The sequence below is a fragment of the Pelagerythrobacter marinus genome (assembly GCF_034375205.1).
Taxonomy (GTDB): Bacteria; Pseudomonadota; Alphaproteobacteria; order Sphingomonadales; family Sphingomonadaceae; genus Pelagerythrobacter; species Pelagerythrobacter marinus.
On record NZ_CP139719.1, the window covers coordinates 2,244,699 to 2,267,054 of the forward strand.

The following is a 22,356-nucleotide window of genomic DNA, read 5'->3' on the forward strand; positions in this document are numbered from 1 at the left end:
TCGTCACTCGATCACCTTCGGCACGCCGAAGAAACCGTGTTCCGCCGCCGGGGCATTGGCCAGCACGTCGTCGCGCCGGTTGCCCCCGGTCAGCGGGTCCGCGTCGACCTCGTCCGCGCGCAGGCGCAGGCTGTTGGGGATCACGGCGGTCATCGGCTCGACCTGCGACGTATCGACTTCGCCGAGCTGTTCGACCCAGTCGAGGATCTGCGACAGCTCGGGCGCCATGCGCGCCAGCTCGTCCTCGCTCATCTTGATGCGGGCCAGCGAGGCGATCTTCGCCACGGTGGTCTGGTCGACGGACATGCGGATTTGCCCTTCGTGCTGGAAAGGATTGCGGATAGCCGGGGCGCTAGCAGCGCGCCGGGCGGCATTCAAGCTGGCATGCCGATGCCGGGGCGGCACCGCGGCGCAGCGCCGGGCGGCGGTTACTCGCCCGGTTGCGGCGCGCCGGCGCCCTGGCCCTGCTGCTGCATCTGCATCATCTGCTGCATGGCCTGCATCCGCTGCTGGAACTGCTCGAAGGGCATGAAGTCGAGCAGCTCCACCTCGAACACCAGGTCGCTGTTCGCCGGAATGGCGACTTCGCCGGTCATCGGGTTGACCTTCTCTTCCCCGCCATAGGCTTTCTCGGCCGGGATCTCGACCAGGTACTTGCCGCCCTTCTGCATCTTCACCGCGCCTTCGCGGAACCCCTCGATCATCCCTTCCAGCGGCAGCGGGGTCGCCTGGCCTTCGTCGAAGACCGTGCCGTCGGCCAGCTTGCCGGTATAGTTGACCAGGACGACGTCGTCGGGCGCGGGGCTCGCGCCTTCGCCCGCCTCGACCACCTCGACCGAGACGCCTTGCGGCACCGCCGCCCAGGCGAGCCCGCCGGCGAGCAGGATCGCGACGAGGACGCCCAGCCACAGCTTGATCAGGCTGCCCCTGGCGATGGGCTGGATCGGAACGCGGGTTACTTCGGTCATGCAAGGTTCCTGAAATGCGAAAGGGCGCGGGAATCGCTTCCCGCGCCCTGTAGGCTTAACGCTGCTGTGGGTTCAAGCGCGAAGCATCGCCGCGCGCCCCGCCGGGGGCGCGGGCCGCACCTTACTTGGCGCCGTCACGCTCCGCCCGCTTGCGTTCCAGCTTGCGCGCGCGGCGCACGGCGGCGGCCTTCTCGCGCGCGCGCTTTTCGCTGGGCTTCTCGTAATGGCGGCGCAGCTTCATTTCGCGATAGACGCCTTCGCGCTGCAGCTTCTTCTTGAGCGCGCGCAGGGCCTGGTCGACGTTGTTATCGCGAACGATGATCTGCATGAATTCAAACACCTCACAGCAACGGCGCAGAGCCCGCACAGCGCGGGGGATGCGCCTTTACGAATCAAACGAAAAACGCGCCGAATCCGTTCCGGACCGGCTCGAACCAGCGGGCACATAGGCAAATCCGCGCGAATTGGCAAGCCGCCCGCGTGATCGGCGCGGCAACGTCCATGGCAGGCCCCATGACAGGCCCCATGGCATGTGGTGCGCGCACGCGGCGGCGAAGGGCCCCGGCCGGTGCGGCGAAAGGCGCGCCCGCGGCCATCTCGATCCTCGACCTCGCCCCGTTTTGACCCTAAGGGCGGCGCATGACAAGCGTTTCACCGATCGCGGCCAGCCTCTACGTCTTCGTCGGCGGCGGCGCCGGGGCGATCCTGCGTTACCAGGCCGGCCGCTTGCTGACCCACCTGCTCGGCCCCCAGGCCGTGACCGCCTTCCCCTGGGCCACGCTGGCGGTCAACGTCATCGGCGGCTGCGCGATGGGCCTGCTCGCCGGATGGCTGGCGCGCCACGGCGGCGGATCGGCGGGCGAACAGTGGCGCCTGCTCGCCGGGGTCGGCCTGCTGGGCGGCTTCACCACCTTTTCCGCCTTCAGCCTGGAGCTGATGCTGCTGATCGAGCGGGGCCAGCCCTGGCTGGCGGCGACTTACGCGCTGGTCTCGGTCCTCGCCGGGCTGACCGCGCTCTACGTCGGCCTGATCGCGATGCGGATCGCGGCATGAGCGAGCGCGACGCCCCCGATCGGCGCTCTCCCCCGCGTTCGGGCGCGCGCGCCGAATCGCACAAGGTCCGCCAGTTCACCGTCGATCCCGACGACGACGGCATCCGGCTGGACCGGTGGTTCAAGCGGCACCTGCCGCAAGTCGGCTTCGCGACGATTTCGAAGTGGGCGCGCACCGGGCAGGTCCGGGTCGATGGCGGCCGCGCCCGGCCCGAAGATCGCCTGGCCGCCGGGCAGACGGTGCGCGTGCCCCCGGGAGGCGAGGCGCCACATCGCAAGCCGCGCGCCCGGCGCCCGCTGACCGAGGCCGAGATTGCCGAGGCGCAGGCCATGCTCATCGCCGAGACGAAATCGGCGATCGTGCTCAACAAGCCGCCCGGCCTCGCCACCCAGGGCGGCAGCAAGACCCACCGCCACGTCGACGGCCTGCTCGACGCCTTCGCCCCGGGGGAGGACGATCCGCGCCCGCGCCTCGTCCACCGGCTGGACAAGGATACCAGCGGCGTCCTGCTGGTCGCGCGCACCCCGGGCAGCGCGGCATCTTACTCCAAGCGGTTCGCGGGGCGCAGCGCGAAGAAAGTCTACTGGGCGCTCGTCGTCGGCGTGCCCGACGTGGCCGAAGGAACGATCGACGCCCCCCTGGCCAAGCAGCCGGGCACCGGGGGCGAGAAGATGCATGTCGACGAGGAAGGCGGCCAGCGCGCGGTCACCCGCTATCGCGTGGTGGACCGGGCGGGCAAGAAGGCAGCCTGGGTGGAGTTGGAGCCGCTGACCGGGCGCACCCACCAGTTGCGCGTGCACATGGCCGCGATCGGCCACCCGATCGTCGGCGACGGCAAGTACGGCGGTCAGGAAGCCTTCCTGACCGGCAGCGTCAGCCGCAAGATGCACCTGCATGCGCGCCGCCTGATCATCGATCAGCCCGCCAGCGGCGGGAAACCCGGCGGCAAGCTGGACGTGACCGCCGAACTGCCCGAACACTTCGCCGCCTCGATGGAACAGCTCGGCTTCGATCCCGCGGCGAGCCCGGCCGAGCCGCTGCGCGAGGCACCGCCCGAACGCTCGCGCGCCGAGAAGAAGCAGGCCGCCCGCCAGCACGCCAAGCAATATCGCAAGGCCCGGCGCGGCGAGCGGCGCCAGCGCGGCGACGCGGGCGGCAGGCCGAAGCGGCCCGGCGGCGGAAAGGGGCGGCGCAAGTGACGGTGCGGCTCGCGGTATTCGATTGCGACGGCACGCTGGTCGACGGGCAGGCACCGATCTGCAACTCGATGGAAACCGCCTTCGCCAGCGCCGGCCTGCCCGCGCCCGAACGGCACGCGATCCGGCGGATCGTCGGCCTCAGCCTGCCGCAGGCGGTGCGCCTGCTCGCGCCCGAGGCGGAGGAGGAGCGCCGTCGCCACGCGGTCGAGGCCTACAAGGAGGCGTTTCGCGCCTGCCGGCTCGACGGCACGCTGGAAGAGCCGCTGTTCGACGGCATTGCCGAAGCGATCGCCGGCCTGGCCGGGCGCGGGTGGACGCTGGGGGTCGCGACCGGCAAGTCCGACCGGGGGCTGACGAGCTGCCTTGCCACCCATGGCCTGGCCGAACGTTTCGTGACTCTCCAGACCGCCGACCGGCACCCGTCCAAGCCCCACCCCGCCATGCTGGAAGCCGCCCTGGCCGAAGCCGGCGCGCTGGCAGACGACGCGGTGATGATCGGCGACACGACCTTCGACATGGAAATGGCCCGCGCCGCGGGCGTGCGCGCGGTCGGGGTCGCCTGGGGATACCACAGCGAAGACGAACTGCGCGAGGCGGGGGCCGCGCTCGTCGCCTCCCACCCCGCCGAACTGGAGGACCTGCTGCCATGAACGATCCCGCCATGGGGCGCCATTTCGCGATCGTCGCGGTCCGTTTCACCGGCATTGCCTTCATCCTCCTCGGCATTCTCGCGCTGCGCGGGGCGATTGATCTTGCCGACGGGGTCGGCTACGTCCTGATCGCGGTCGGCCTGCTCGAGGTCTTCCTCGTGCCGATGATCCTCGTCCGCCGGTGGAGGACGCCGCGGCAATGAAGCGTTTCTACCGCGAAGTCTCGGTCGCGCCGCAGGCGGACGGCTGGCGCGTCGCGCTCGACGGGCGGGCGATCAGGACCCCGCTCGGCGCCCCGCAGGTCGTGCCCACGCGGGCCCTGGCGGAGGCGATGGCGGACGAATGGCGCCGGCAGGGGGAAACGATCGATACCGCCGGCTTCGTCCTGCGCGACCTGGCCGATTACGCGATCGACGTCGTCCGGGGCGATCGCGCGGCCGCGATCGACGGCCTGCTCGCTTTCGCGCAAACCGATACGCTGTGCTACCGCGCCGATCCCGAGGACGCGCTCTATCGCCGCCAGCACGAGGTCTGGGAACCGCTGGTGACCGCGCTGGAGGCGCGCGAGGGGGTGCGCCTCGAACGGGTCAGCGGGGTGATCCACCGTCCGCAGCCGGCCCCGACGCTGGCCGCCCTGCGCGCCCGGCTGGAGGGGGCGGACGACTTCGCCCTGTCAGGCGTCCACGCGATGGCATCGCTCGCCGCCTCGCTCTGCGTCGCGCTGGCCGCGCTGCACGACGATGCCGATGCCGAGGCGCTGTGGAACGCGGCCAATCTGGAAGAAGACTGGCAGGCCGAGCTGTGGGGCCGCGACGAGGAAGCCGCCGCCCGCCGCGACCAGCGCCGCACCCGCTTCCTGGCCGCCAGCGAGTTCGCCGCGCTGGCGCGGCGCCAGGAGGGAGCGGCCTAGCCCGAGGCGGTGGGGCCTATGGAATCGCTATATCGACGGGGCCGAGGCAGCGGCGGCCCGAAGGACATCAGCCCAGCCAGTCGGCGACCTGGCCGGCGACGTCGTTGGCCGCGCGGTTGAGCGCGGGGCCGACCTCGGCCGCCTCGGGCGCGACGGCGGGGATCACGCTTTCGAACCGGCGCGTCTCTATTCCCCGGTCGGCGGTGTCGCGGATCGCGTCGAAGCGCACGACGACCGAGGACGTGGCCGCATCGTAGCCGAAATCGCGCAGCACGCCGCGCAGCTGGGTGCTCGGCGTCAGCGCCGGATCGTCCGAATCGATCACCACGCGCGCGGTGCGGGTGCGGATCGTTTCGGCCAGGAGCGTGCGGAACAGCCGGGCCGGCTTGTCCACCCAGACCGCGTCTTTCAGATAGGCGAGGCTGGCATCGTCCACCCGCACCGGCACGCGCACGACGTCCAGCCGCGCGGGCGCATCGGGCACGATGATCGCGAGCGAGCCCGCGGCCGTGCCCGCCGCGCCCGATCCCGCCGGGGCCTGCGCCGTCGGCGTCAGCGTCAGCAGGCTTTCGGGCGGTTCGCTGCCGAAGCTGACGCACCCGGCCAGCGCGGCGAGCGCCGCGAGCGCCGGAAAGGTCCTGGTTGTCGCGCGCATGGCCTTCCCCTGTCGTCCGGCGCCGGTCATGGTTCGTAATCGGGCAGCTTCTGCCCCTCGATCAGCGAGCCGGCGCCCTGGGTTTCGATCTTCTCGGTCACCTTGCGCAGCGCCTTGCTGGTCGCCCGCAAGTCCTGCAGCGCGGCCTCCGCCGCGGGCAGCGTGCTTTCGCTCAGCTGGCGCGTGGCGGGCTGCGCCTGTTCCATCGTCTGGGTCAGGGCATTGGCCGCCGTCTCCGCCGAAGTGAGGGTGGAGCGCAGCTGCGTCGCCAGCGATTGCCCTTCCTGGTTCAGCAGGCGGTCGGTCGATCCCATGACTTTCTCGAACGCGTCCAGCGCCTCGCTCGATTCGCGCAAAGTCACCTGCAGTTCGGCCATCGTGCGTTCGATCTGCGGCGCGGTCTGCGCGAGGTCGGCCGTCATCCGGTTGGTGTTGCGCAGGATGCCCGCGATCTCGCCCTGGTTCTCGTCCGAGAGGAGCATTGTCAGCCGCTCGGTCAGCGTGGCGAGCCGTTCGAGCAGCAGGGGCGCATTGGCGAGCAGTTCGCCCAGGCCGCCCGGCTTGGTCGGGATCACCGGCACGCCTTCGGGGCAGGCGGTATGGCCCGCCCCGTCGGCACAGGTCAGCGCCGGGGCATCGCGCCGCGCGCCGTCGAGCAGGATCGTCGAAACCCCGGTGAACGAGCCCTGGATCGTCGCGGTCGTGCCGACGCGGATCGGCACCTCGTCCTTCACCTTGACGCGCACGCGCACGAACTGGGGATCGGTTTCCCACAGCGCGATCTGGCTCACCTGCCCCACCGGGACGCCGGCGAAGGAGACTTGCGAGCCGTTTGCCAGCCCGGCCACCGATTGCTTGAAGAAGATGTCGTATTCGTCCTGCGCGCCCTGCCCCAGGCGGGCGAGCCAGACGAAGAACAGCGCGGCACCGGCCAGCAACGCCAGCGTCACGGCCCCTACCCAGACATGATTTGCGCGTGTTTCCATGTAAGCAAGCTACCTCGCGCCCCTATGCCCCGCCTCGCGGGGGATTGTCCATCGTTTCGGCGTCCGACTGGCGCTGCTTGCTGTCGCGCGCGGCGCGGCCGCGCGGGCCGTTGAAGTATTCGTCGATCCACGGGTGGTCGGTTTCGAGCAGCTCGGGAATCGTGCCGACCGCGATCACCCGGCGATCGGCGAGCACCGCCACCCGGTCGCAGATCTCGTAAAGCGTATCGAGATCGTGCGTGATCAGGAACACCGTCAGCCCCAGCGTCTGCTGCAGTTCGCGGGTCAGGCGGTCGAACTTGGCCGCGCCGATCGGGTCCAGCCCGGCGGTCGGCTCGTCGAGGAACAGCAGCTCCGGGTCCAGCGCCAGCGCGCGCGCGAGCCCGGCGCGCTTGCGCATCCCGCCCGAAAGCTCCGACGGGTACTTGCTCACCGCGTCTTCCGGCAGGCCGGAGAGCACGACCTTGTACCGCGCGATCTCGTGCAGCAGGTCGGGCTCTATCTCGGGATAGAACTGCTTGAGCGGGACCTCGACGTTCTCCCCCACGGTGAGGGTGGAGAACAGCGCGCCGCCCTGGAACAGGACGCCCCAGCGGTTGCGCAGGCCCAGGTTCTCGTCCGGCTCGGCATCGGTGATCGATCGTCCGAAGACCTCGATATCGCCCGCATCGGGCGTCTGCAGCCCGATGATCGACCGCATGAGGACCGACTTGCCGGTGCCCGATCCGCCGACCACGCCGAGGATTTCCCCCCGGTTGACGGTGAGCGAGAGATCCTCGTGGATCGTCTGCTCGCCGAACCGGTTCACCAGCCCTTCCACCACGATCGGGTGATCGCCGCGAAACCGCTCGTACCGGCCGAGGCCCCGGGCCTCCCGTTCGCTTTCGTCCTCGCTCATCCCCATCCGATCTCGGTGAAGAACACCGCGAAGAAGGCATCGAGCACGATGACCATGAAGATCGCCTGGACGACGGCCTTGGTCGTCTTCAGCCCGACCTGTTCCGAATTCCCCTGGACCTGCAGGCCCTGGTAACAGCCGGTCAGCGCGACGATCAGGCCGAAGACCGGCGCCTTGGCCAGCCCGACGTAGAGATCGTAGAGCGGCACGACTTCCTGGATCCGGCTGAGGAAGGTGAAGAACGGGATGCCCAGCATCAGGTCGCCGATCACCGCCCCGCCGACGATCGCGATGCACGAAGCGAAGAAGCCGAGCAGCGGCATCATCAGCACGGCGGCGAGGATGCGCGGGATCACCAGCGCCTCTATCGGCGAAATGCCGATCGTGCGCATGGCATCGACTTCCTCGGTCAGTTTCATCGTGCCCAGCTGCGCGGCGAAGGCGCTGCCCGAACGGCCGGCGACCATGATCGCCGTCATCAGCACGCCCAGTTCGCGCAAGGTGATCCGGCCGACGAGGTTGATGGTCAGCGTCTCGGCCCCGAACTGCGCCAGCTGGACCGCGCCCTGCTGCGCGATGACGATCCCGATCAGGAAGCTCATCAGCCCGATGATCGGCAGCGACGACACGCCGACCAGCTCCATCTGGCGCACCAGCGCGCGCCCGCGAAAGCGCGACGGGTGCCGCACGATGCCCAGCGCCGCGACCAGGATCTGGCCCAGGAAGCCGACGATGCCGACAAAACCGCTGCCCAGTTCGCGCACGATCGCGCCCACTTCGGACGGGACGCGCAGGTACGCCGGCACCCGCTCGGGCCGGATCTCGGCCCCTTCGCCCAGTTGGCCGACGGCCTTGAGCAGGCGCTGCGCGCGTTCGCTGGCGCCGGCGATCTGCGCGCCGTGGCGCGCGGCGAGGCTGCTGGCGATCCAGGCCCCGACGGTGTCGATCTCGCTCACCCCGGAAAGGTCGATCACGGCAAGCTCGCGCTCTATCCCGCGCAAGTCCTGGTCCACCGCGCCGATCGTGGACACCAGGTAAGGCCCCGAAAGGACGAGGCGCGCGCCCTCGCCGCCCCTGTCTTCGACCTCGTAGAGCGCCCCTTCGTGCATCGTCAGCGACCTATGCGGGCAAACGCGGGCCACTACAAGCCGCCATTCGTGACATGTTGCGCCGCCGCGCACCCGCTGGCAAAGGCCCGGGCCTATGAGCACCGAGCTTCCCAAGACATTCGACCCGGCCGACATCGAGGCGCGCTGGTACGCGCACTGGGAAAAGGGCGGCCTGTTCCGGCCAGAGCGCCCGGATGCGGAGCCGTTCACGATCGTCAACCCGCCGCCGAACGTCACCGGCAGCCTGCATATCGGCCACGCGCTCGACAACACGCTGCAGGACATCGTCGTGCGGTACGAGCGGCTGCGCGGCAAGGACGCGCTGTGGGTCGTGGGCACCGACCATGCCGGCATCGCCACCCAGATGGTGGTCGAACGCCAGCTGGAGGCGCAGCAGGACAAGCGGAGCAACTATTCGCGCGAAGACTTCGTGAAGAAAGTCTGGGAATGGAAGGAGGAAAGCGGCGGCACGATCACGCGCCAGCTGCGCCGCCTGGGCTGTTCGATGGACTGGAGCCGTGAACAGTTCACCATGAACCCCGAGTTCAGCCGCGCGGTGACGAAAGTCTTCGTGGACCTGCACCGGAAGGGCCTGATCTACCGCGACAAGCGGCTGGTGAACTGGGACCCGAAGCTGAAGACCGCGATCAGCGACCTGGAAGTCGAAACGCGCGACGTGAAGGGCCATTTCTGGCATTTCAGGTATCCGCTGGCCGACGGGGTCACGCTCGACGACGGGCGGGATTTCATCGAGGTCGCGACCACGCGCCCCGAAACCATGCTGGCCGACATGGCCGTGGCCGTCCACCCCGACGATGAACGCTACAAGGGCGTGGTCGGCAAGCACGTGATCCTGCCGATCACCGGCCGCCGCGTGCCGGTGGTGGCGGACGAACACGCCGACCCCGAACTGGGCAGCGGCGCGGTGAAGATCACGCCGGGGCACGACTTCAACGATTTCGAAGTCGGCAAGCGCGCCGGGATCGCGCCTGCCGACATGCTCAACATGCTCGATGCCGAAGGCAACGTGTGCCAGACGGCAGACGGCCGCGTGCCCGACGAATTCCTCGGCCTCCACCGATTCCGCAAGGATGGCGAGGACGGCGCGCGCGAACTGGTGGTCCGCCGGCTGAAGGAACTGGGCTGCCTGATCCCGCACGTCGCGAAGGACAAGGACGGCAACGCGGTCGAACACGATGCCGAACCGCGCGTGATCGCCACCCCCTTCGGCGACCGCGGCGGCGTGGTGATCGAACCCTGGCTGACCGACCAGTGGTATGTCGATGCGGAAAAGCTGGCCCAGGCCCCGATCGAGGCGGTGCGTTCGGGCGCGATCGAGATCGTCCCGAAAAGCTGGGAAAAGACATTTTTCAACTGGATGGAGAACATCCAGCCCTGGTGCGTCAGCCGCCAGCTCTGGTGGGGCCACCGGATCCCGGCTTGGTACGATGCCGAAGGCCGGGCCTACGTCGCCACCAGCGAAGAGGAAGCCCAGGCCCAGGCCGGCGAGGGCGTCGGCCTGACGCGCGACCCCGACGTGCTCGACACCTGGTTCTCCTCCGCGCTGTGGCCTTTCGCCACGCTCGGCTGGCCGGAAGAGACCGACCTGCTCGCCAAGCACTATCCGAACGATCTGCTGATTTCCGGCTTCGACATCCTGTTCTTCTGGGATGCGCGGATGGCCATGCAGGGGATGCATTTCCTGGGCGAAGCGCCGTGGAAGCGGCTCTATCTCCACGGCCTCGTGCGCGCGGCGGACGGTTCGAAGATGTCGAAATCCAAGGGGAACACGGTCGATCCCCTCGGCCTGATCGACAAGTACGGCGCCGATGCCCTGCGCTTCTTCATGGCGGCGATGGAAAGCCAGGGCCGCGACATCAAGATGGATGAAAGCCGGGTGGAGGGCTATCGCAACTTCGCCACCAAGCTGTGGAACGCGGCCCGCTTCTGCCAGGCCAACGGCATCGGCGGCAGCGCCACGATCGCCGCGCCAGAAGCGAAGCTAGCGGTCAACCGCTGGATCGTCGGCGAAGTGGTCGAAACGCTGGCCCTGCTCGACAAGGCGATGGCCGATCTGCGCTTCGACGCGGCGGCCAATGCGATCTATCACTTCGTGTGGGACACGTTCTGCGACTGGTACCTGGAACTGATCAAGGGCCAGGTGGACGAGGAAACGCGCGCCGTGGCCGGCTGGGCGCTCGACCAGATCCTCGTCATGCTGCACCCGTTCATGCCCTTCATTACCGAGGAGCTGTGGCACGAACTGGCCCCCGCGGGCCAGCCGCGCCCCTACGAACTGATCCTCGCCAGGTGGCCCGCGCCCGAAGCGCAGTGCGATGCCGCGGCCAAGGCGGAAGTCGAATGGCTTATTTCATTGATCAAAGATCTTCGATCGGTCCGAACGGAAATGAACGTGCCTCCATCAGCTCGCACCGAGCTGCTGGTTCACAACGATACCGCGACTGATGGGCTGAAGATTGCAGCTAACCCGCGAATCGATCTCGAAAAGAAAATGCGAAGGAATGCAAAGTCGCTTTATAGGCTTGGCAGGATTGGATCCGTACATTTCGCTATGAGTGGCACGGCGTTCTACACCGAAACAGGAGAAGACATTGATCGCACTGATTACAGCTTCAAAGGCAAACGAGCGATCCAAGTCGTTTCGTCCGATGTCACGTATTCTGTTCCGCTAGAAGGTTTGATCGATTTTGAGGCCGAAAAGGCGCGCCTCGCCAAGGCGCTCGCCGCGGCGGAGAAAGAGGCGAAGTCGCTCGAAGGGCGGCTGAACAACGCCAATTTCGTCGAACGGGCCAAGCCCGAAGCGGTCGAAAAGGCCCGCGCCGACCACGCCCACCACACCGCCGAGGCCGCGCGGCTGAAGGCGGCACTCGAACGGCTGGGCTAGGCGGCGCACCGGTCAGAACGCACCGCCCAACCTGCCGTCATGCTGAACTCGTTTCAGCATCCATCGCGCCTCCGTGTACCGTCGGTGCCGGAGGAAGGATGGACCCTGGGGCGAAGCTGGCCCAAGGCCAAACAAGTTCAGGGTGACGGCGCTCGTGGCGCCGACCGCACCCCAGCGGCTTCCTCCCTGCCGGACAGCGAGGATTTTCCTACATCGGCGGATTGTGCGATGGGGTGGGCATGACTCGCCCCATCCCCTTCCCCGCCGCCGGTTCTGCCGGGCGCGCGCAGGGTGGATTTTTTTGCCCCAGGACAGTGGTCCATGCGGTCCATGTCTCAACATATCATCGGCGCGGGCGATGCCGCTGACGCTGGCGACGCAATCGCCGGGGGAGCCGGAGATCTTCGCCTCGCTGCAGGGCGAAGGGCCGAGCGCGGGGATGCCGGTGGCGTTCCTGCGGCTGTCGCGCTGCAACCTTGCCTGCCAGTGGTGCGACACCGCCTATACCTGGCACTTCGCCGGCGACGAGCGCCCGCATCGCTCGGGCGAGACGTTCGACCGCAAGGCGAACCAGCTCGTGCTGGGGGAAGCGGACGTCGCGAGCCGGATCGCCGCGCTGGGCCAGGGGCGCCTGGTGATCACCGGGGGCGAGCCGCTGCTCCAGGGCGGCGCGCTGGCGCGGATGCTCGAACACCTGCCCGATATCGCGGTGGAAGTGGAAACCAACGGCACGGTCACCGCGCCGCCCCGGCTCGACGTCAGGATCGATCAGTACAACGTCAGCCCCAAGCTGGCGCATAGCGGCAACCCGGCGGACCTCGCCCTGCTGCCCGAACGGCTGGATGCCTATGCCACCGATCCGCGGGCCTGGTTCAAGTTCGTGATCGCCGCGCCGGGCGACGTGGACGAGGTGCTCGCCCTCCAGGCGCGCTATCGCTTCCGCCCGGACCGCGTGTTCCTGATGCCCGAGGGGACCGACAGTGCGACCTTGCGCGCGCGCGCCGAATGGCTCGCGCCGCTATGCCTCGAACACGGTTTCCGGATGAGCGACCGCCTGCATATCCACCTCTACGGCGATACGCGGGGGACGTGAGCGGGCTAGCGCCCCTGCGAACGCCAGCGGCGCACGACCCGCTCGACCACTTCGTCCTCGCCGCCGCCCCTGCGCCACAGCTCGACGAAGCTCGGGTCTTCGGAAGCGGGGCGCTTGGCGTCTTCCAGCGCGTCGAAGTTGACCCGCATCGGGATCGCCACGCCTTCGCCGCAGATGATGCATTCGCGGTTGCGCAGCGCCGGGATCGAATCGAGGAACCCGCGCGCGCCCTCGGGCATGGCGGCCTTGACGAAGGCCTGGTCGCGCTCGTTGTTGAGGCGCATCGACAGGATCGTGCCGCATTGCGACAGGACCCCTTCGGCAAGGTCCGACGGGCGCTGCGTGATCAGGCCCAGGCTGATGCCGTACTTGCGCCCTTCCTTCGCGATCCGCCCCAGGATGTTGCCCACCGACGACCCTTCGGCATTGGCCTCGCTCGGCACGTATCGGTGCGCTTCCTCGCACACCAGCAGGATCGGCCGGGTTTCCTCGTCGCGGGCCCAGATCGCGAAATCGAACACCAGCCGGCTGAGCACCGCCACCACCGTCGCGGTGATGTCGGACGGGACGCCGGACACGTCGATGATCGAGATCGGCTTCCCCTCCCCCGGCATGCGGAAGATCTTGCCGATGAATTCCGCCATCGTGTCGCCCACCAGCATCCCGGAGAACATGAACTGGTACCGCGGATCGCCGCGCAGTTCCTCCAGCTTGGTCTTGATCCGCATGTAGGGCGCGGAAGACGTCGCCTTGTCGAGCCGGCCCATCTCGTTCTGCAGCTCGGCGGCGAGGTCGGACAAGAGATAGGGGATCGGCGAATCGACGGTGATCTTGCCCATCGCTTCGGCCATGCGGTTCTTCGACCGCGCGGCCAGCAGGCACTTGGCCAGGATGTCCATGTCCACCTGGCGCTCGTTCCCGCTCGACGTCAGCAACGCCTCGCAGTGTTCCTCGAAGTTCATCAGCCAGTAGGGCAGCTGGAGGTTCGAGACGTCGAGGATCAGGCCGCCCTGCCCGAACGCCGCGGCATATTCGCCGTGGGGATCGATCATCACGACATGCCCGTCGGGCGCCGATTCGCAGATCCGGTGGAGGATCAGCGCGGCGGCGGTGGACTTGCCGGTCCCGGTCGAGCCGAGCAGCGCGAAGTGCTTGCCCAGCAGGGCATCGACATAGAGCCCGGCGCGGATGTCGCGCGTGGGATAGACGGTGCCGATCTCGATGCTGGCGCGGCCGTCGCTGGAGTAGATCTGGCGCAAGTCGGCGGTGCTGGCCGGGTAGATCTTCGCCCCCGGGACGGGAAAGCGGGTGACGCCGCGGCGGAAGCCCCGGACGCGGCCGGTCAGCTTCTCCTCGGTCCCTTCGCCCAGGAAATCGACATCGGCCAGGATGCCCCCGCCCGAACGGCGATCCTGCCGCTGGTTGCGCACGCTGGCGAGCAGCCAGGCGTTGCCGATGCGGATCTTGATCTGGCTGCCGACCTGGCCGGCCAGCGCGACCGAGGGGTCCTCGTCCGACATGCACTGGTTGAGGCGCCCGATATCGAGCGCGACCTGCGCTCCTGCACCGGCGACCTCGGTCACCACCCCGATGGGCAGCGCCGCGTTGTCGTCGACGCGCTGGGCGGGCCGGGGCGAGTTGGGCGGAGGGGAAGCGGGCCTTTGCGGTTCCGCCGGCTGCGCCTGGCCGACCGCGCGCAGCGGCGCGGCGGTGGGACTGCCGGCGTCCGCGTGGGTGGACGGCCGGCGCCGGGCGGGACTGCCGTGGCCAAGATCGGTCATGGAATGGTCGTTTCCTTCGCTCTTCCCCGCCCGCGTGGCTAGCCCGCGCTGGGTTAAGATCGGGTCAACGCCGGGGCGTGAGGAGGGTGGCGAACGGGCGGCGAAAGGGCGCGTCAGATCATCGCGAAGAGGCGGCCCGCGATCCAGCCCGTGCCGACCGACATCAGCACGGCGAGCAGGCCGTAGAGCAGCGACTGGCGCTCCGCGAAGACTTCGACGAAGCGTTCGAAGCCGACCTTGCGCACTTCCACCTCGGCAATGGCCGAGGCGATCACGCGCCCGCGGGTGATGGCAAACGTCTCCGCCGTGTAGGTGCCCGTCTGCACGTTGGACGGCAGGCTGATCCGCGCCTGGTAGAGCACCTGTTCGCTGATCTGCACCCCGTCGGTCACTTCCTTGTAGAGCCCCTGGCGGCGGCGCAGGTCGACCAGCCCGGCGGTGAAGCGCGCCTGTTCTTCGGGATCGATCGTGCCGCTGGGGGAGAGCTGGAGATGATCGAGGCCCAGTTCGTAGATCACGGCCGTGCGCTCGTCGACGAGGTCGTCGATCGGGCGCGAAGAGGCGATCGCGAAGAACGAGGGCGCGGACTGGAACGCCGAGCTGTCGGCATTGACCCAGATCCCGCCGACGCGCGCCTTCTCGCGCACGGTGATCGGCTCGGTCGGGCCCTTCAGGACCACGACGATATCGTAGTCCTGCCCCGCCCGCGCCCCGGTCGGGTCCAGGATCGCGCCGAACAGCAGCAGCTCGGTCCCGGTGAAACCCTGCTGGACCTGGATATCGTCCTGCGAGACCTCGGGCACGAGGATCGGGTCGCGCTGGGCCGACAGCATCAGCAGGGCGAAGAGGAGGAACACCCGCTTCACAGCGGCACCACCGTGTAGATCTCGTCCGGCCGGACGAAGAGGCCGAAGAACATGCGCAGCGCCACCAGCAGCACGATCGCGGCGAGCACGAGGCGCAGGTACTCGGGCTTGAACTTCTGCGCGATCTGCGTGCCGAACTGGGCCCCGGTGACCGACCCGATCAGGAGCAGCGCGACCAGCACGATATCGACCGCGTGGGTGGTCAGCGCGTGCATCATCGTCGTCGCCATCGTCACGAACAGGATGTTGAACAGCGAAGTGCCGACGACGACGTTCGCGCTCATGCCGAGGATATAGAGCATGGCGGGGACGAGGATGAACCCGCCGCCCACGCCCATCAACATCGTCAGCGCGCCGACCGCCACGCCCAGCAGCAGGGGCGCGATCGGCGAAATGTAGAGGCCCGAGCCGTAGAAGCGCCAGCGCAGCGGCAGGACGGCGATCAGCCGGTGATGCCGCCGCTTGCGCGCTGGCGGCTTCTCGCTCGCCTCGCCCGGGCGGACGGCTTCCCACGCCTCGCGCGCCATCAGCGAGCCGATCGTTCCCAGCATCACGACGTAGAGGATGCTGATGACCGTATCGATCTGGCCGATCGCCTGGAAGAAGCGGAACAGGAGCGCGCCGATGCCCGCCCCGATCACGCCCCCGCCGACGGTGACCGCGCCCATGCGGTAGTCCACCCCGCCGCGCCGCCCGTGGGCGAGCACGCCCGAGACGCTCGCGCCTGTGACCTGGGTGGAGGCGGAGGCGGCCGCCACGGTCGGCGGAACGCCGTAGAAGATCAGCAGCGGCGTGGTGAGAAAGCCCCCGCCCACCCCGAACAGGCCCGACAGCACGCCCGTCAGCGCCCCCAGTGCGATGATGACCAGCCCGTTGACCGAGAGGTTCGCAATGGGGAGGTAGACGTCCATGCTGACGCACTAAGCCCCGGGCAAGGAACCTGCAATGCCATAGCCGTCGCGCCGGCCCGCAGGGGCGCTGCCGCGGCGGCGGAGCGGGCGGTTCAGAACCCCGCCGAAAGCGTGATCGCCACGCCCGAACCCGGCGCGCTGTCGCCGGCCACGCGCAGGCGGTAATCGACCGCGAGGCGCGCAGGCACCGGCCCCACCGCGAGATCGAAGCGCGCGCTCGGCCCCAGGTCCAGCCGCGCCGCGCCTTCCTGCGCCCCGCCCCAGGCCGCGGCGCCGGCGCTGACCGTGCCGAGATCGAACCGCGCAAGCTCGCGGTCGATCCGCGCCTGGCCATCGACGAAGGGGGTCGCGAACGTGCCGCCGACATAACCGGCCTGGGCATAGGCTTCGCCGCGCAGCCCCGCCGGCAGATCGGCCGGCGGCAGCGCGGTCACCGCCACGACGGCGGGCCGCACTTCGGTCCGCCCATCGGCCTGACGCGCCAGGCGCAGTTCGGGCTGGATTGCCAGGGGCACTGCCGGCAGCGGCCGGGCGGCCAGCCCGGCGGCCAGTTCGCCTTCGCGGCCCGCGGCGAGCGCCCGGCTCGCGCGCAAGTAGACGGCGGGCCCGCGCGGTGCGCCGGGATCGAGGCGGTAGCGGACCACTGCCCCCGCCTGGCTCCCCCCGTAAGTGCTGCCCGGCGCGGCGCCCGTTCCCTGCGCGCCCCCGGCCCCGGGCCGGAGGAGAAGCCACGAATCGAACGACCAGCGATCCGGGCGGTCGGGCCCCGCTTCCTGCACCCACGGCCCGCCCGCTTCCGCGCGCTCCAGCCCGGCCCAGGGCGGGCGGGCGGCGGCGTTCTGGCCAAACATGCCGGCCACGTCGTCGGGAACGGGCAGGCTGCCCATCGCCGCCAGCCAGAGGAGCTGGTGGCTGGCCATGACCGAACCCGGCATTCCGGGCGCTCCGGGTGCCGCCCCCTCGGCGCCCCCGCCCTGCGCCGGCCGTGCGCCGATGCCCGGGCGTGAACGCGCTTTCGGCAGGATTGCCCGGTGCCAGGCCGCGGGGGCCGGCGAGAGTGCGGCGCGCGCGCCCTCGGACGCTCCACCGCCCGCGGCAAGCGGCAGGGACCCGGCCGCCGCGACCCCGGCCGCGGCCTGGCCGAGGCTGCCCAGCGCCGCCACCGGCACGGCGAACGGCGATTGCCAGGTCACCGCGCGACCGCCCACCCAGCAGGCGAGCAGCACGGCCAGGACGACGAGCGGCTGCCCCCGGCGCTGTCCGCCCGCGGCGATCACGCCGTTTCCGTCCGCGTCATCGCGGGATGGAGGCGATGTTCGGTCTTGTCCCACCGGGGCGTCTCCCCGCCAAGGCTGCGGACATAGGCGAAGAGCGCGCGGCGCGCGGCCATGATCGCGACGATGTTCGCCAGCGGCAGCCGCAGGACCGCGCGGCCCCCTTCGCGCAGCCCGTATTCGCGCGCGGTGAAGGCGAAGCGAAAGGCGCAGCGCCAGAAGAGGAAGGCGAAGTTGGCCCAGACGATCGCGACGAGCGGCGGCGAAAGCGCGGGCCGCCGGGCCAGCCCGGCCAGTTCGGCGGCCAGCCCGACCGCGAAGAGCAGCAGCACGAGATAGGCGATCGCGAGGATCAGCGCGTTGAACGGCCCGCGCCGGTCGCGCAGGCGCATCCAGACTTCGGCCGCGGAGCCTTTCCAGCCGAGCCGTTCCCAGCCCTGGAAGGCGATTCCGAAGACCCAGCGCGTCTTCTGCCGGACCGCGGGGCCGAGGTGCGAAGGGAAATAGGCGCGCGTGGCGATCAGGCGCCCGTCGCGCGCGCGCCGCCGCACGAACCGCGTTCGCCCGCCCATTGCCGCGATGCCGAGACCGATCTCGTAATCCTCGGTCAGCGATTCGGCCGCGAAGGGCGCATTGCCGCCGCGCAGCGCGGCCAGGCTGGCCAGCGCCTCGCGCCCGATCGCGCAGCCGACCCCCGCCAGCGGGATGGCCGCCTTCAACGCGTCGCGCACGACCAGCGCCTTGCCGTGGGCTTCGGCGAATTCCTCGCAATAATGGCTGCCGACCCAGCGCGAGCGCGGCTGCGGCAGCGGCAGGACCGGCAACTGCACCAGGTCGGCACTGGCCATCGCCCGGCGTATCAGCTGCAGCGCGTCGGGATCGGCCATGTCCTCCGCATCGTGAAGGACGACCATGGCGGCGCGCGCGCCGCTGCGCCGCTCATCGTCTTCGAGCGCGCGATAGAGGCGGTTCAGGCAATCGGCCTTGGTCGTCGGGCCCAGCGCCTCGTGCACGACGATTCGCACGCGCCCGTCGTTGCCGGCCGCCCGGGCAGCGGCGGCGATCGTCGCCGGATCGTTGGCGTAACAGCCGACGTAGATCCGCAGCGCCCGGTCGGGCCAGGCGCGCAGCATGTGGCCGATCGTGGCGCCGATCACGGCCTCTTCGCGCCAGACGGGCACGAAGACCGCGGCGGTCCCCGGGCCCGCGGCGTTACCGCCAGCCTGCCGCGCTACCGCTACGCCACCCCCGACACCGCCCCGGATATCGCCAGTGCCAGTGCCCATGCTCGTGCCGATGCCGTCGCCATCAACGGCACCGCCGCCGGCACCGTTGGCACCCGGATCGAACACCCGCGTCCGCGCACGCCCGCTCAGCCGCAGCCAGATCCACGCGAGATCGACCGCGAACTCGTCGAGCGCGCCGATGAGGAAGAACACCCCGGCGAACAGCAGCAGTTCGCGCTCAAGCAGCACGAGCCAGTCGAACAGCGCGAAATCCGCCGGTCCCATCCCCTTTCCCCCTGGTCAACTTACCTAACTAACCACCGGCGCCCTTGCAACGCGCGACGAAATCCGAAATGGAGCCTTCCGATGGCAAAAGCACCGCAACCGATCCGAGCCCTGTTCGCCCCCGTTCGTGCCCTGTTCGTCGGCGACGCATCCGCAGGCATCCTGCTCATCCTCGTCGCCGCGGCGGCCATGCTGCTCGCCAATTCGACACTGGCGCACGAATATCACGAGCTGTTCCACGGCACGCTGCCGTTCACGCCGGTGCCCAAGCTCGATACGCTGCACCTGTGGGTCAACGACGGGCTGATGGCGATCTTCTTCTTCGTCGTCGGGCTGGAGGTGAAGCGCGAATGGATCGAGGGGCAGCTGAGCTCCGCCGACCAGCGCCGCCTGCCCGTGCTCGCCGCGGTCGCCGGCATGGTGATTCCGGCCGTCGTCTATCTCTTCTTCGTGCAGGGCGAAGCGCCCCAGCTGGCCCAGGGTTGGGCGATCCCGGCCGCGACCGACATCGCCTTTGCGATGGGCGTGCTCGGGCTGCTGGGCAACCGCGTGCCGGGCTCGCTGCGCCTGTTCCTGCTGACGGTCGCGATCGTGGACGACATCGGCGCGGTGCTGATCATCGCGATCGCCTACACCGCCGGGATCAAGCTGGGATGGCTGATCGGCGCGATCGTCGTCGCCGGGATCATGCTCGCGCTCAACCGCATGAAGGTGAAGACCGTCGTGCCCTTCCTGCTGCTGGCCGTGGCCCTGTGGTTCTTCGTGCTCAATTCGGGCGTCCACGCGACGATCGCGGGCGTCGTCGCCGCGCTGATGATCCCGATGGTCGGCAAGGACGACAACACAATGCTGGAGAAGCTCGAACACGGCCTGGCGCCGTGGAGCGCCTACCTGATCGTGCCGGTCTTCGGCTTTGCCAATGCCGGGGTGGACCTGTCGGACCTGGGCCTGGCCGGCATCTTTGCGCCGCTGCCGCTGGCGATTGCCGCCGGCCTGTTCCTGGGCAAGCAGGTGGGCATCGTCGCCGCGATCTTCGCCGCCGACAAGGTCGGGTTCGCCCCGCGGCCCCACGGCGCCAGCTGGGCGGAGATCTGGGGCGTGTCGATCCTCTGCGGCATCGGCTTCACCATGTCGCTGTTCATCGGCGAACTGGCGTTCCCGGGCTATCGCCTGCTGATCGACGAGGCCAAGATCGGCATCCTGCTGGGATCGGCCTGCTCGGCGATCCTCGGCTATACGATCCTGCGGATGACGACCAGGCACCCTGGCGATACCAGGGGCCTGGCCAACGAAGGCTGAGGCGCCGTTGCGCCGCCGGGATCACCAGGTCCCGGTGTTCTCCATGCTCGCCCACGGTTCCTGCGGCGGCAGGTGGCCGTCCTGCAGCAGCTCGACCGAGATCCCGTCGGGCGAGCGGACGAAGGCCATGTGCCCGTCGCGCGGGGGCCGGTTGATCGTCACGCCCGCGTCCATCAGCCGCTGGCAGGTTTCGTAGATGTTCTCGACCCGGTAGGCGAGATGGCCGAAGTTGCGCCCGCCGGTGTATTCTTCCGGCGCGCTGCCGTCTTCCGCCGGCCAGTTGTAGGTCAGCTCGACCTCCGCCACGCCTTCTTCTCCCGGGGCGGCGAGGAAGACCAGCGTGAAACGCCCCTTCTCGTGATCGAACCGGCGCACTTCCTCCAGCCCGATCAGGCGGAAGAAGGCGACGGTTTCATCGATGTCGGAAACGCGGATCATCGTGTGAAGATACTTGGTCATCGGAAGGGAAGCTCCATTTATCGCTATTAAAGCACGGTTCATCGTGCGCACATTATCGATGGCGCCATTGCCCGCGCGCATTTGGGCCCGCGCGCATTTGGGCCCGCGCGCATTTGGGCCCGCGCGCATTTGGGCCCGCGCGCATTTGGGCCCGCGCGCATTTGGGAAGGATTGCCATGGCCGACAATAGCGCCCCTGCCGTTTCCCCATCCACCCCCGTTCTGCCCGACCGGCGCGCGCGATCCTGGCTCGCGGGGTCGACGATCGTCGCGGCGGGCCTGGTCCTCGGCGGATTTCTCCTCGGCGACGGGCTGGTGCGCGCCAAACATGCCGACCGCTCGGTGACCGTTCGCGGGCTGGCCGAGCGCGAAGTGGTCGCCAACCTCGCCACCTGGACGATTTCCTACTCCGCCACGGCGACGGACCTTGCCAGCGCCCAGGCCGCGGTGGACCGGGACACTGCCTCGATCGAGGCCTTCTTCGACGATCTCGGCTTCGCGGCGGAGGCGCTCCAGCCCACCGGCGTCAACGTGAACCACTATACCGATAGCGAAGGTGTCGGCCGCTATACCGTGCGCCAGCGCCTGTCGCTGCGCACCGATGACGTCGAGCGCGCGCAGGCGGCGGCCCGGCGCCAGGTCGAACTGGTGCGCCGCGGCGTCGTGCTGGAGGACGGCTCGGACATGGCCTATACCTTCACCGGGCTCGACGCGATCAAGCCGGAAATGGTCGCCGATGCGACGCGCGATGCGCGCGCGGCGGCAGAACAGTTCGCGAAGGACAGCGGCGCCGATGTCGGCGCGATCCGCCGCGCGACGCAAGGCTACTTCTCGATCGAGGCGCGCGACGGCGAAGCGGGCGGCTGGGGCGTTTCCGATACCCCCTACAAGAAAGTCCGCGTGGTCACGACGATCGATTTCTCGCTCGACTGACCCGGCAGCGCGCGCTTAACCCGCGCGCGGGCAGGGAGCGACGCGGCTGCGAAAGCGGGTCGTCCACCCCCCAGCGGACGACCCGGTCCCCCCCGTCAGAAGCTCATCCCCAGGGTCGCAACGACGGCGTCGTCGGTCAGCCCGTCGACCGAAGGCCCCTCGGTCCCGACATAGGCGACGCTGAACTCCAGCCCGCCCAGCACGGTCGCGCTGGCGCCCAGGGCCCAGTCCAGCCCGCTGTCGTCGGTCGAACCCGCCAGCGCGGGCGGCGCCAGGACGCCGTCGGTATAGCCGAGGTGCGCGCTGAGGCTGATCGGCGAATTCGGAATGCCGACCCCGAAATCGGTGTAGAGATAGAGATTGTCGCTGTCGCCCAGCGCGCTCTGGTCGAAGGCATAGGCGGCACCGACGGTCGCCTCTGCCGGCCCCAGCGTGAAGCCGAGCGAGGCGTAAGGCTCGAAATAATCGGTGTCGGCGCCCAGGTCCTCGGTCGGGTACATGTAGTAGAGCAGGCCGACGTCGAGCGTTACGCCCTCGGCCACCTCGCCGCTCCAGCCGCCGTAGAGATCGAGTTCGACGTCGCCGAGCAGATCGGTGCCGCCGTCGTCGATCGAGCTGCCCCAGGTGCCGACGTAGAAGCCGCTTTCGTGGGCAAGGTCGATGCCCCCCTGGATCGCCAGGTCGCCGCCCGAAAGCGATACCCCGCGAAAGCGATAGTCGCTGGTGATCGCGACATTGCCCGAAACTTCCACCGCGGCGGGCGGATCGGTCTCGTCCTGCGCCTGTGCCGGCGCGGCCAGGAGGACAGCGGATGATAGGAAAGTTGCGGCCGCAAGGCCGCGGATGGACGTGAGCATGACAAACTTCCTTGCGTTTGCAGTTGTGCTTCGTCCCACC

Annotated in this window: 23 protein-coding genes; 9 read left to right on the plus strand and 14 right to left on the minus strand. The window is 69.3% G+C overall.

Features of this window, described 5'->3' with window-relative positions; translation table 11 throughout:
- Positions 1–3: 3 nt before the first annotated feature.
- The 3 genes from gatC to rpsU form a co-directional block, all read right to left on the minus strand.
- The gene (gene gatC, locus T8T98_RS10990) at positions 4–306 is read right to left on the minus strand and encodes an Asp-tRNA(Asn)/Glu-tRNA(Gln) amidotransferase subunit GatC (protein ID WP_251105169.1); all 303 of its coding nucleotides are present in this window, start codon (positions 304–306) and stop codon (positions 4–6) included.
- 122 nt (positions 307–428) lie between these two features.
- Entirely contained in the window at positions 429–968 is a 540-nt protein-coding gene (locus tag T8T98_RS10995; RefSeq protein WP_251105168.1) for an FKBP-type peptidyl-prolyl cis-trans isomerase, read from the minus strand.
- A 121-nt stretch (positions 969–1,089) separates the two neighbouring features.
- Entirely contained in the window at positions 1,090–1,296 is a 207-nt protein-coding gene (gene rpsU / locus T8T98_RS11000) for a 30S ribosomal protein S21 (RefSeq protein ID WP_047807610.1), read from the minus strand.
- A 311-nt stretch (positions 1,297–1,607) separates the two neighbouring features.
- Here rpsU and crcB point away from each other — a divergent pair, with 311 nt between their 5' ends.
- Genes crcB through T8T98_RS11025 form a run of 5 tightly spaced genes read left to right on the plus strand, consistent with a single transcriptional unit; the run spans position 1,608 to position 4,780 of the window.
- On the plus strand, positions 1,608–2,021 hold the full coding sequence (crcB, locus tag T8T98_RS11005; RefSeq protein WP_251105167.1) for a fluoride efflux transporter CrcB: 414 nt from the start codon (positions 1,608–1,610) through the stop codon (positions 2,019–2,021).
- Complete coding sequence (locus T8T98_RS11010) at positions 2,018–3,220, plus strand: RluA family pseudouridine synthase (RefSeq protein ID WP_251105166.1); 1,203 nt, start codon at positions 2,018–2,020, stop codon at positions 3,218–3,220. The genes crcB and T8T98_RS11010 overlap by 4 nt, the downstream gene beginning before the upstream one ends.
- A 2-nt stretch (positions 3,221–3,222) precedes the next feature.
- The gene (locus T8T98_RS11015; protein WP_251105954.1) at positions 3,223–3,870 is read left to right on the plus strand and encodes an HAD-IA family hydrolase; all 648 of its coding nucleotides are present in this window, start codon (positions 3,223–3,225) and stop codon (positions 3,868–3,870) included.
- Positions 3,867–4,073, plus strand: a complete 207-nt coding sequence (locus T8T98_RS11020) for a hypothetical protein (RefSeq protein WP_251105165.1) — start codon at positions 3,867–3,869, stop codon at positions 4,071–4,073. Before T8T98_RS11015 ends, T8T98_RS11020 begins: the two co-directional genes overlap by 4 nt.
- Entirely contained in the window at positions 4,070–4,780 is a 711-nt protein-coding gene (locus T8T98_RS11025; RefSeq protein ID WP_251105164.1) for an ATP12 family chaperone protein, read from the plus strand. The genes T8T98_RS11020 and T8T98_RS11025 overlap by 4 nt, the downstream gene beginning before the upstream one ends.
- Before the next feature lie 67 nt (positions 4,781–4,847).
- Here the strand turns inward: T8T98_RS11025 and T8T98_RS11030 are convergent, their stop codons facing one another.
- From T8T98_RS11030 to T8T98_RS11045, 4 genes are read right to left on the minus strand one after another with little or no spacing between them, the layout of a single operon-like run.
- Positions 4,848–5,435: an ABC-type transport auxiliary lipoprotein family protein gene (locus T8T98_RS11030; RefSeq protein ID WP_160733850.1), complete on the minus strand. Its 588-nt coding sequence runs from the start codon at positions 5,433–5,435 to the stop codon at positions 4,848–4,850.
- A gap of 26 nt (positions 5,436–5,461) precedes the next feature.
- Positions 5,462–6,421, minus strand: a complete 960-nt coding sequence (locus tag T8T98_RS11035) for an MlaD family protein (RefSeq protein WP_251105163.1) — start codon at positions 6,419–6,421, stop codon at positions 5,462–5,464.
- A gap of 22 nt (positions 6,422–6,443) precedes the next feature.
- Positions 6,444–7,319, minus strand: a complete 876-nt coding sequence (locus T8T98_RS11040; protein WP_251105162.1) for an ABC transporter ATP-binding protein — start codon at positions 7,317–7,319, stop codon at positions 6,444–6,446.
- The gene (locus T8T98_RS11045) at positions 7,316–8,428 is read right to left on the minus strand and encodes an ABC transporter permease (RefSeq protein WP_251105161.1); all 1,113 of its coding nucleotides are present in this window, start codon (positions 8,426–8,428) and stop codon (positions 7,316–7,318) included. Before T8T98_RS11045 ends, T8T98_RS11040 begins: the two co-directional genes overlap by 4 nt.
- A 94-nt stretch (positions 8,429–8,522) precedes the next feature.
- On the opposite strand from T8T98_RS11045, the gene T8T98_RS11050 reads away from it, so the two are divergent.
- Together T8T98_RS11050 and T8T98_RS11055 are read left to right on the plus strand one after the other, a co-directional pair.
- Complete coding sequence (locus tag T8T98_RS11050) at positions 8,523–11,333, plus strand: valine--tRNA ligase (protein WP_251105160.1); 2,811 nt, start codon at positions 8,523–8,525, stop codon at positions 11,331–11,333.
- A 358-nt stretch (positions 11,334–11,691) separates the two neighbouring features.
- Entirely contained in the window at positions 11,692–12,426 is a 735-nt protein-coding gene (locus T8T98_RS11055) for a 7-carboxy-7-deazaguanine synthase QueE (RefSeq protein WP_251105159.1), read from the plus strand.
- A 5-nt stretch (positions 12,427–12,431) separates the two neighbouring features.
- On the opposite strand, the gene T8T98_RS11060 is transcribed toward T8T98_RS11055, so the two are convergent.
- The 5 genes from T8T98_RS11060 to T8T98_RS11080 form a co-directional block, all read right to left on the minus strand.
- Entirely contained in the window at positions 12,432–14,207 is a 1,776-nt protein-coding gene (locus tag T8T98_RS11060; protein ID WP_251105158.1) for an ATP-binding protein, read from the minus strand.
- A gap of 113 nt (positions 14,208–14,320) precedes the next feature.
- On the minus strand, positions 14,321–15,073 hold the full coding sequence (locus T8T98_RS11065; RefSeq protein WP_407675029.1) for a TIGR02186 family protein: 753 nt from the start codon (positions 15,071–15,073) through the stop codon (positions 14,321–14,323).
- The gene (locus T8T98_RS11070) at positions 15,070–15,984 is read right to left on the minus strand and encodes a sulfite exporter TauE/SafE family protein (RefSeq protein ID WP_160733857.1); all 915 of its coding nucleotides are present in this window, start codon (positions 15,982–15,984) and stop codon (positions 15,070–15,072) included. The genes T8T98_RS11065 and T8T98_RS11070 overlap by 4 nt, the downstream gene beginning before the upstream one ends.
- Positions 15,985–16,076: 92 nt before the next feature.
- Positions 16,077–17,261, minus strand: coding sequence for a hypothetical protein (locus T8T98_RS11075; RefSeq protein WP_251105157.1), 1,185 nt, complete (start codon positions 17,259–17,261; stop codon positions 16,077–16,079).
- Complete coding sequence (locus T8T98_RS11080) at positions 17,258–18,769, minus strand: glycosyl transferase family protein (RefSeq protein WP_251105156.1); 1,512 nt, start codon at positions 18,767–18,769, stop codon at positions 17,258–17,260. Before T8T98_RS11080 ends, T8T98_RS11075 begins: the two co-directional genes overlap by 4 nt.
- 81 nt (positions 18,770–18,850) lie before the next feature.
- On the opposite strand from T8T98_RS11080, the gene nhaA reads away from it, so the two are divergent.
- On the plus strand, positions 18,851–20,068 hold the full coding sequence (gene nhaA, locus T8T98_RS11085) for a Na+/H+ antiporter NhaA (RefSeq protein ID WP_160733860.1): 1,218 nt from the start codon (positions 18,851–18,853) through the stop codon (positions 20,066–20,068).
- A 21-nt stretch (positions 20,069–20,089) separates the two neighbouring features.
- On the opposite strand, the gene T8T98_RS11090 is transcribed toward nhaA, so the two are convergent.
- On the minus strand, positions 20,090–20,527 hold the full coding sequence (locus T8T98_RS11090; protein ID WP_160733861.1) for a VOC family protein: 438 nt from the start codon (positions 20,525–20,527) through the stop codon (positions 20,090–20,092).
- Positions 20,528–20,703: 176 nt separating this feature from the next.
- Here T8T98_RS11090 and T8T98_RS11095 point away from each other — a divergent pair, with 176 nt between their 5' ends.
- The gene (locus T8T98_RS11095) at positions 20,704–21,459 is read left to right on the plus strand and encodes an SIMPL domain-containing protein (protein ID WP_251105155.1); all 756 of its coding nucleotides are present in this window, start codon (positions 20,704–20,706) and stop codon (positions 21,457–21,459) included.
- A gap of 95 nt (positions 21,460–21,554) precedes the next feature.
- Here T8T98_RS11095 and T8T98_RS11100 read toward each other — a convergent pair whose 3' ends face one another.
- Entirely contained in the window at positions 21,555–22,316 is a 762-nt protein-coding gene (locus T8T98_RS11100; RefSeq protein ID WP_160733863.1) for a TorF family putative porin, read from the minus strand.
- Positions 22,317–22,356 lie beyond the last annotated feature (40 nt).

Excerpts from the sequence above, each read along its gene's own strand:
- T8T98_RS11100 (WP_160733863.1), bottom strand. The coding sequence starts at position 22,316 with ATGCTCACGTCCATCCGCGGCCTTGCGGCCGCAACTTTCCTATCATCC.
- gatC (WP_251105169.1), bottom strand. The coding sequence starts at position 306 with ATGTCCGTCGACCAGACCACCGTGGCGAAGATCGCCTCGCTGGCCCGC.
- rpsU (WP_047807610.1), bottom strand. The coding sequence starts at position 1,296 with ATGCAGATCATCGTTCGCGATAACAACGTCGACCAGGCCCTGCGCGCG.
- T8T98_RS11090 (WP_160733861.1), bottom strand. The coding sequence starts at position 20,527 with ATGACCAAGTATCTTCACACGATGATCCGCGTTTCCGACATCGATGAA.
- T8T98_RS11050 (WP_251105160.1), top strand. The coding sequence starts at position 8,523 with ATGAGCACCGAGCTTCCCAAGACATTCGACCCGGCCGACATCGAGGCG.
- T8T98_RS11010 (WP_251105166.1), top strand. The coding sequence starts at position 2,018 with ATGAGCGAGCGCGACGCCCCCGATCGGCGCTCTCCCCCGCGTTCGGGC.
- T8T98_RS11070 (WP_160733857.1), bottom strand. The coding sequence starts at position 15,984 with ATGGACGTCTACCTCCCCATTGCGAACCTCTCGGTCAACGGGCTGGTC.
- T8T98_RS11035 (WP_251105163.1), bottom strand. The coding sequence starts at position 6,421 with ATGGAAACACGCGCAAATCATGTCTGGGTAGGGGCCGTGACGCTGGCG.
- T8T98_RS11045 (WP_251105161.1), bottom strand. The coding sequence starts at position 8,428 with ATGCACGAAGGGGCGCTCTACGAGGTCGAAGACAGGGGCGGCGAGGGC.
- T8T98_RS11040 (WP_251105162.1), bottom strand. The coding sequence starts at position 7,319 with ATGAGCGAGGACGAAAGCGAACGGGAGGCCCGGGGCCTCGGCCGGTAC.
- T8T98_RS11055 (WP_251105159.1), top strand. The coding sequence starts at position 11,692 with ATGCCGCTGACGCTGGCGACGCAATCGCCGGGGGAGCCGGAGATCTTC.
- T8T98_RS11020 (WP_251105165.1), top strand. The coding sequence starts at position 3,867 with ATGAACGATCCCGCCATGGGGCGCCATTTCGCGATCGTCGCGGTCCGT.
- T8T98_RS11080 (WP_251105156.1), bottom strand. The coding sequence starts at position 18,769 with ATGGGACCGGCGGATTTCGCGCTGTTCGACTGGCTCGTGCTGCTTGAG.
- crcB (WP_251105167.1), top strand. The coding sequence starts at position 1,608 with ATGACAAGCGTTTCACCGATCGCGGCCAGCCTCTACGTCTTCGTCGGC.
- T8T98_RS11060 (WP_251105158.1), bottom strand. The coding sequence starts at position 14,207 with ATGACCGATCTTGGCCACGGCAGTCCCGCCCGGCGCCGGCCGTCCACC.
- nhaA (WP_160733860.1), top strand. The coding sequence starts at position 18,851 with ATGGCAAAAGCACCGCAACCGATCCGAGCCCTGTTCGCCCCCGTTCGT.
- T8T98_RS10995 (WP_251105168.1), bottom strand. The coding sequence starts at position 968 with ATGACCGAAGTAACCCGCGTTCCGATCCAGCCCATCGCCAGGGGCAGC.
- T8T98_RS11030 (WP_160733850.1), bottom strand. The coding sequence starts at position 5,435 with ATGCGCGCGACAACCAGGACCTTTCCGGCGCTCGCGGCGCTCGCCGCG.
- T8T98_RS11095 (WP_251105155.1), top strand. The coding sequence starts at position 20,704 with ATGGCCGACAATAGCGCCCCTGCCGTTTCCCCATCCACCCCCGTTCTG.
- T8T98_RS11025 (WP_251105164.1), top strand. The coding sequence starts at position 4,070 with ATGAAGCGTTTCTACCGCGAAGTCTCGGTCGCGCCGCAGGCGGACGGC.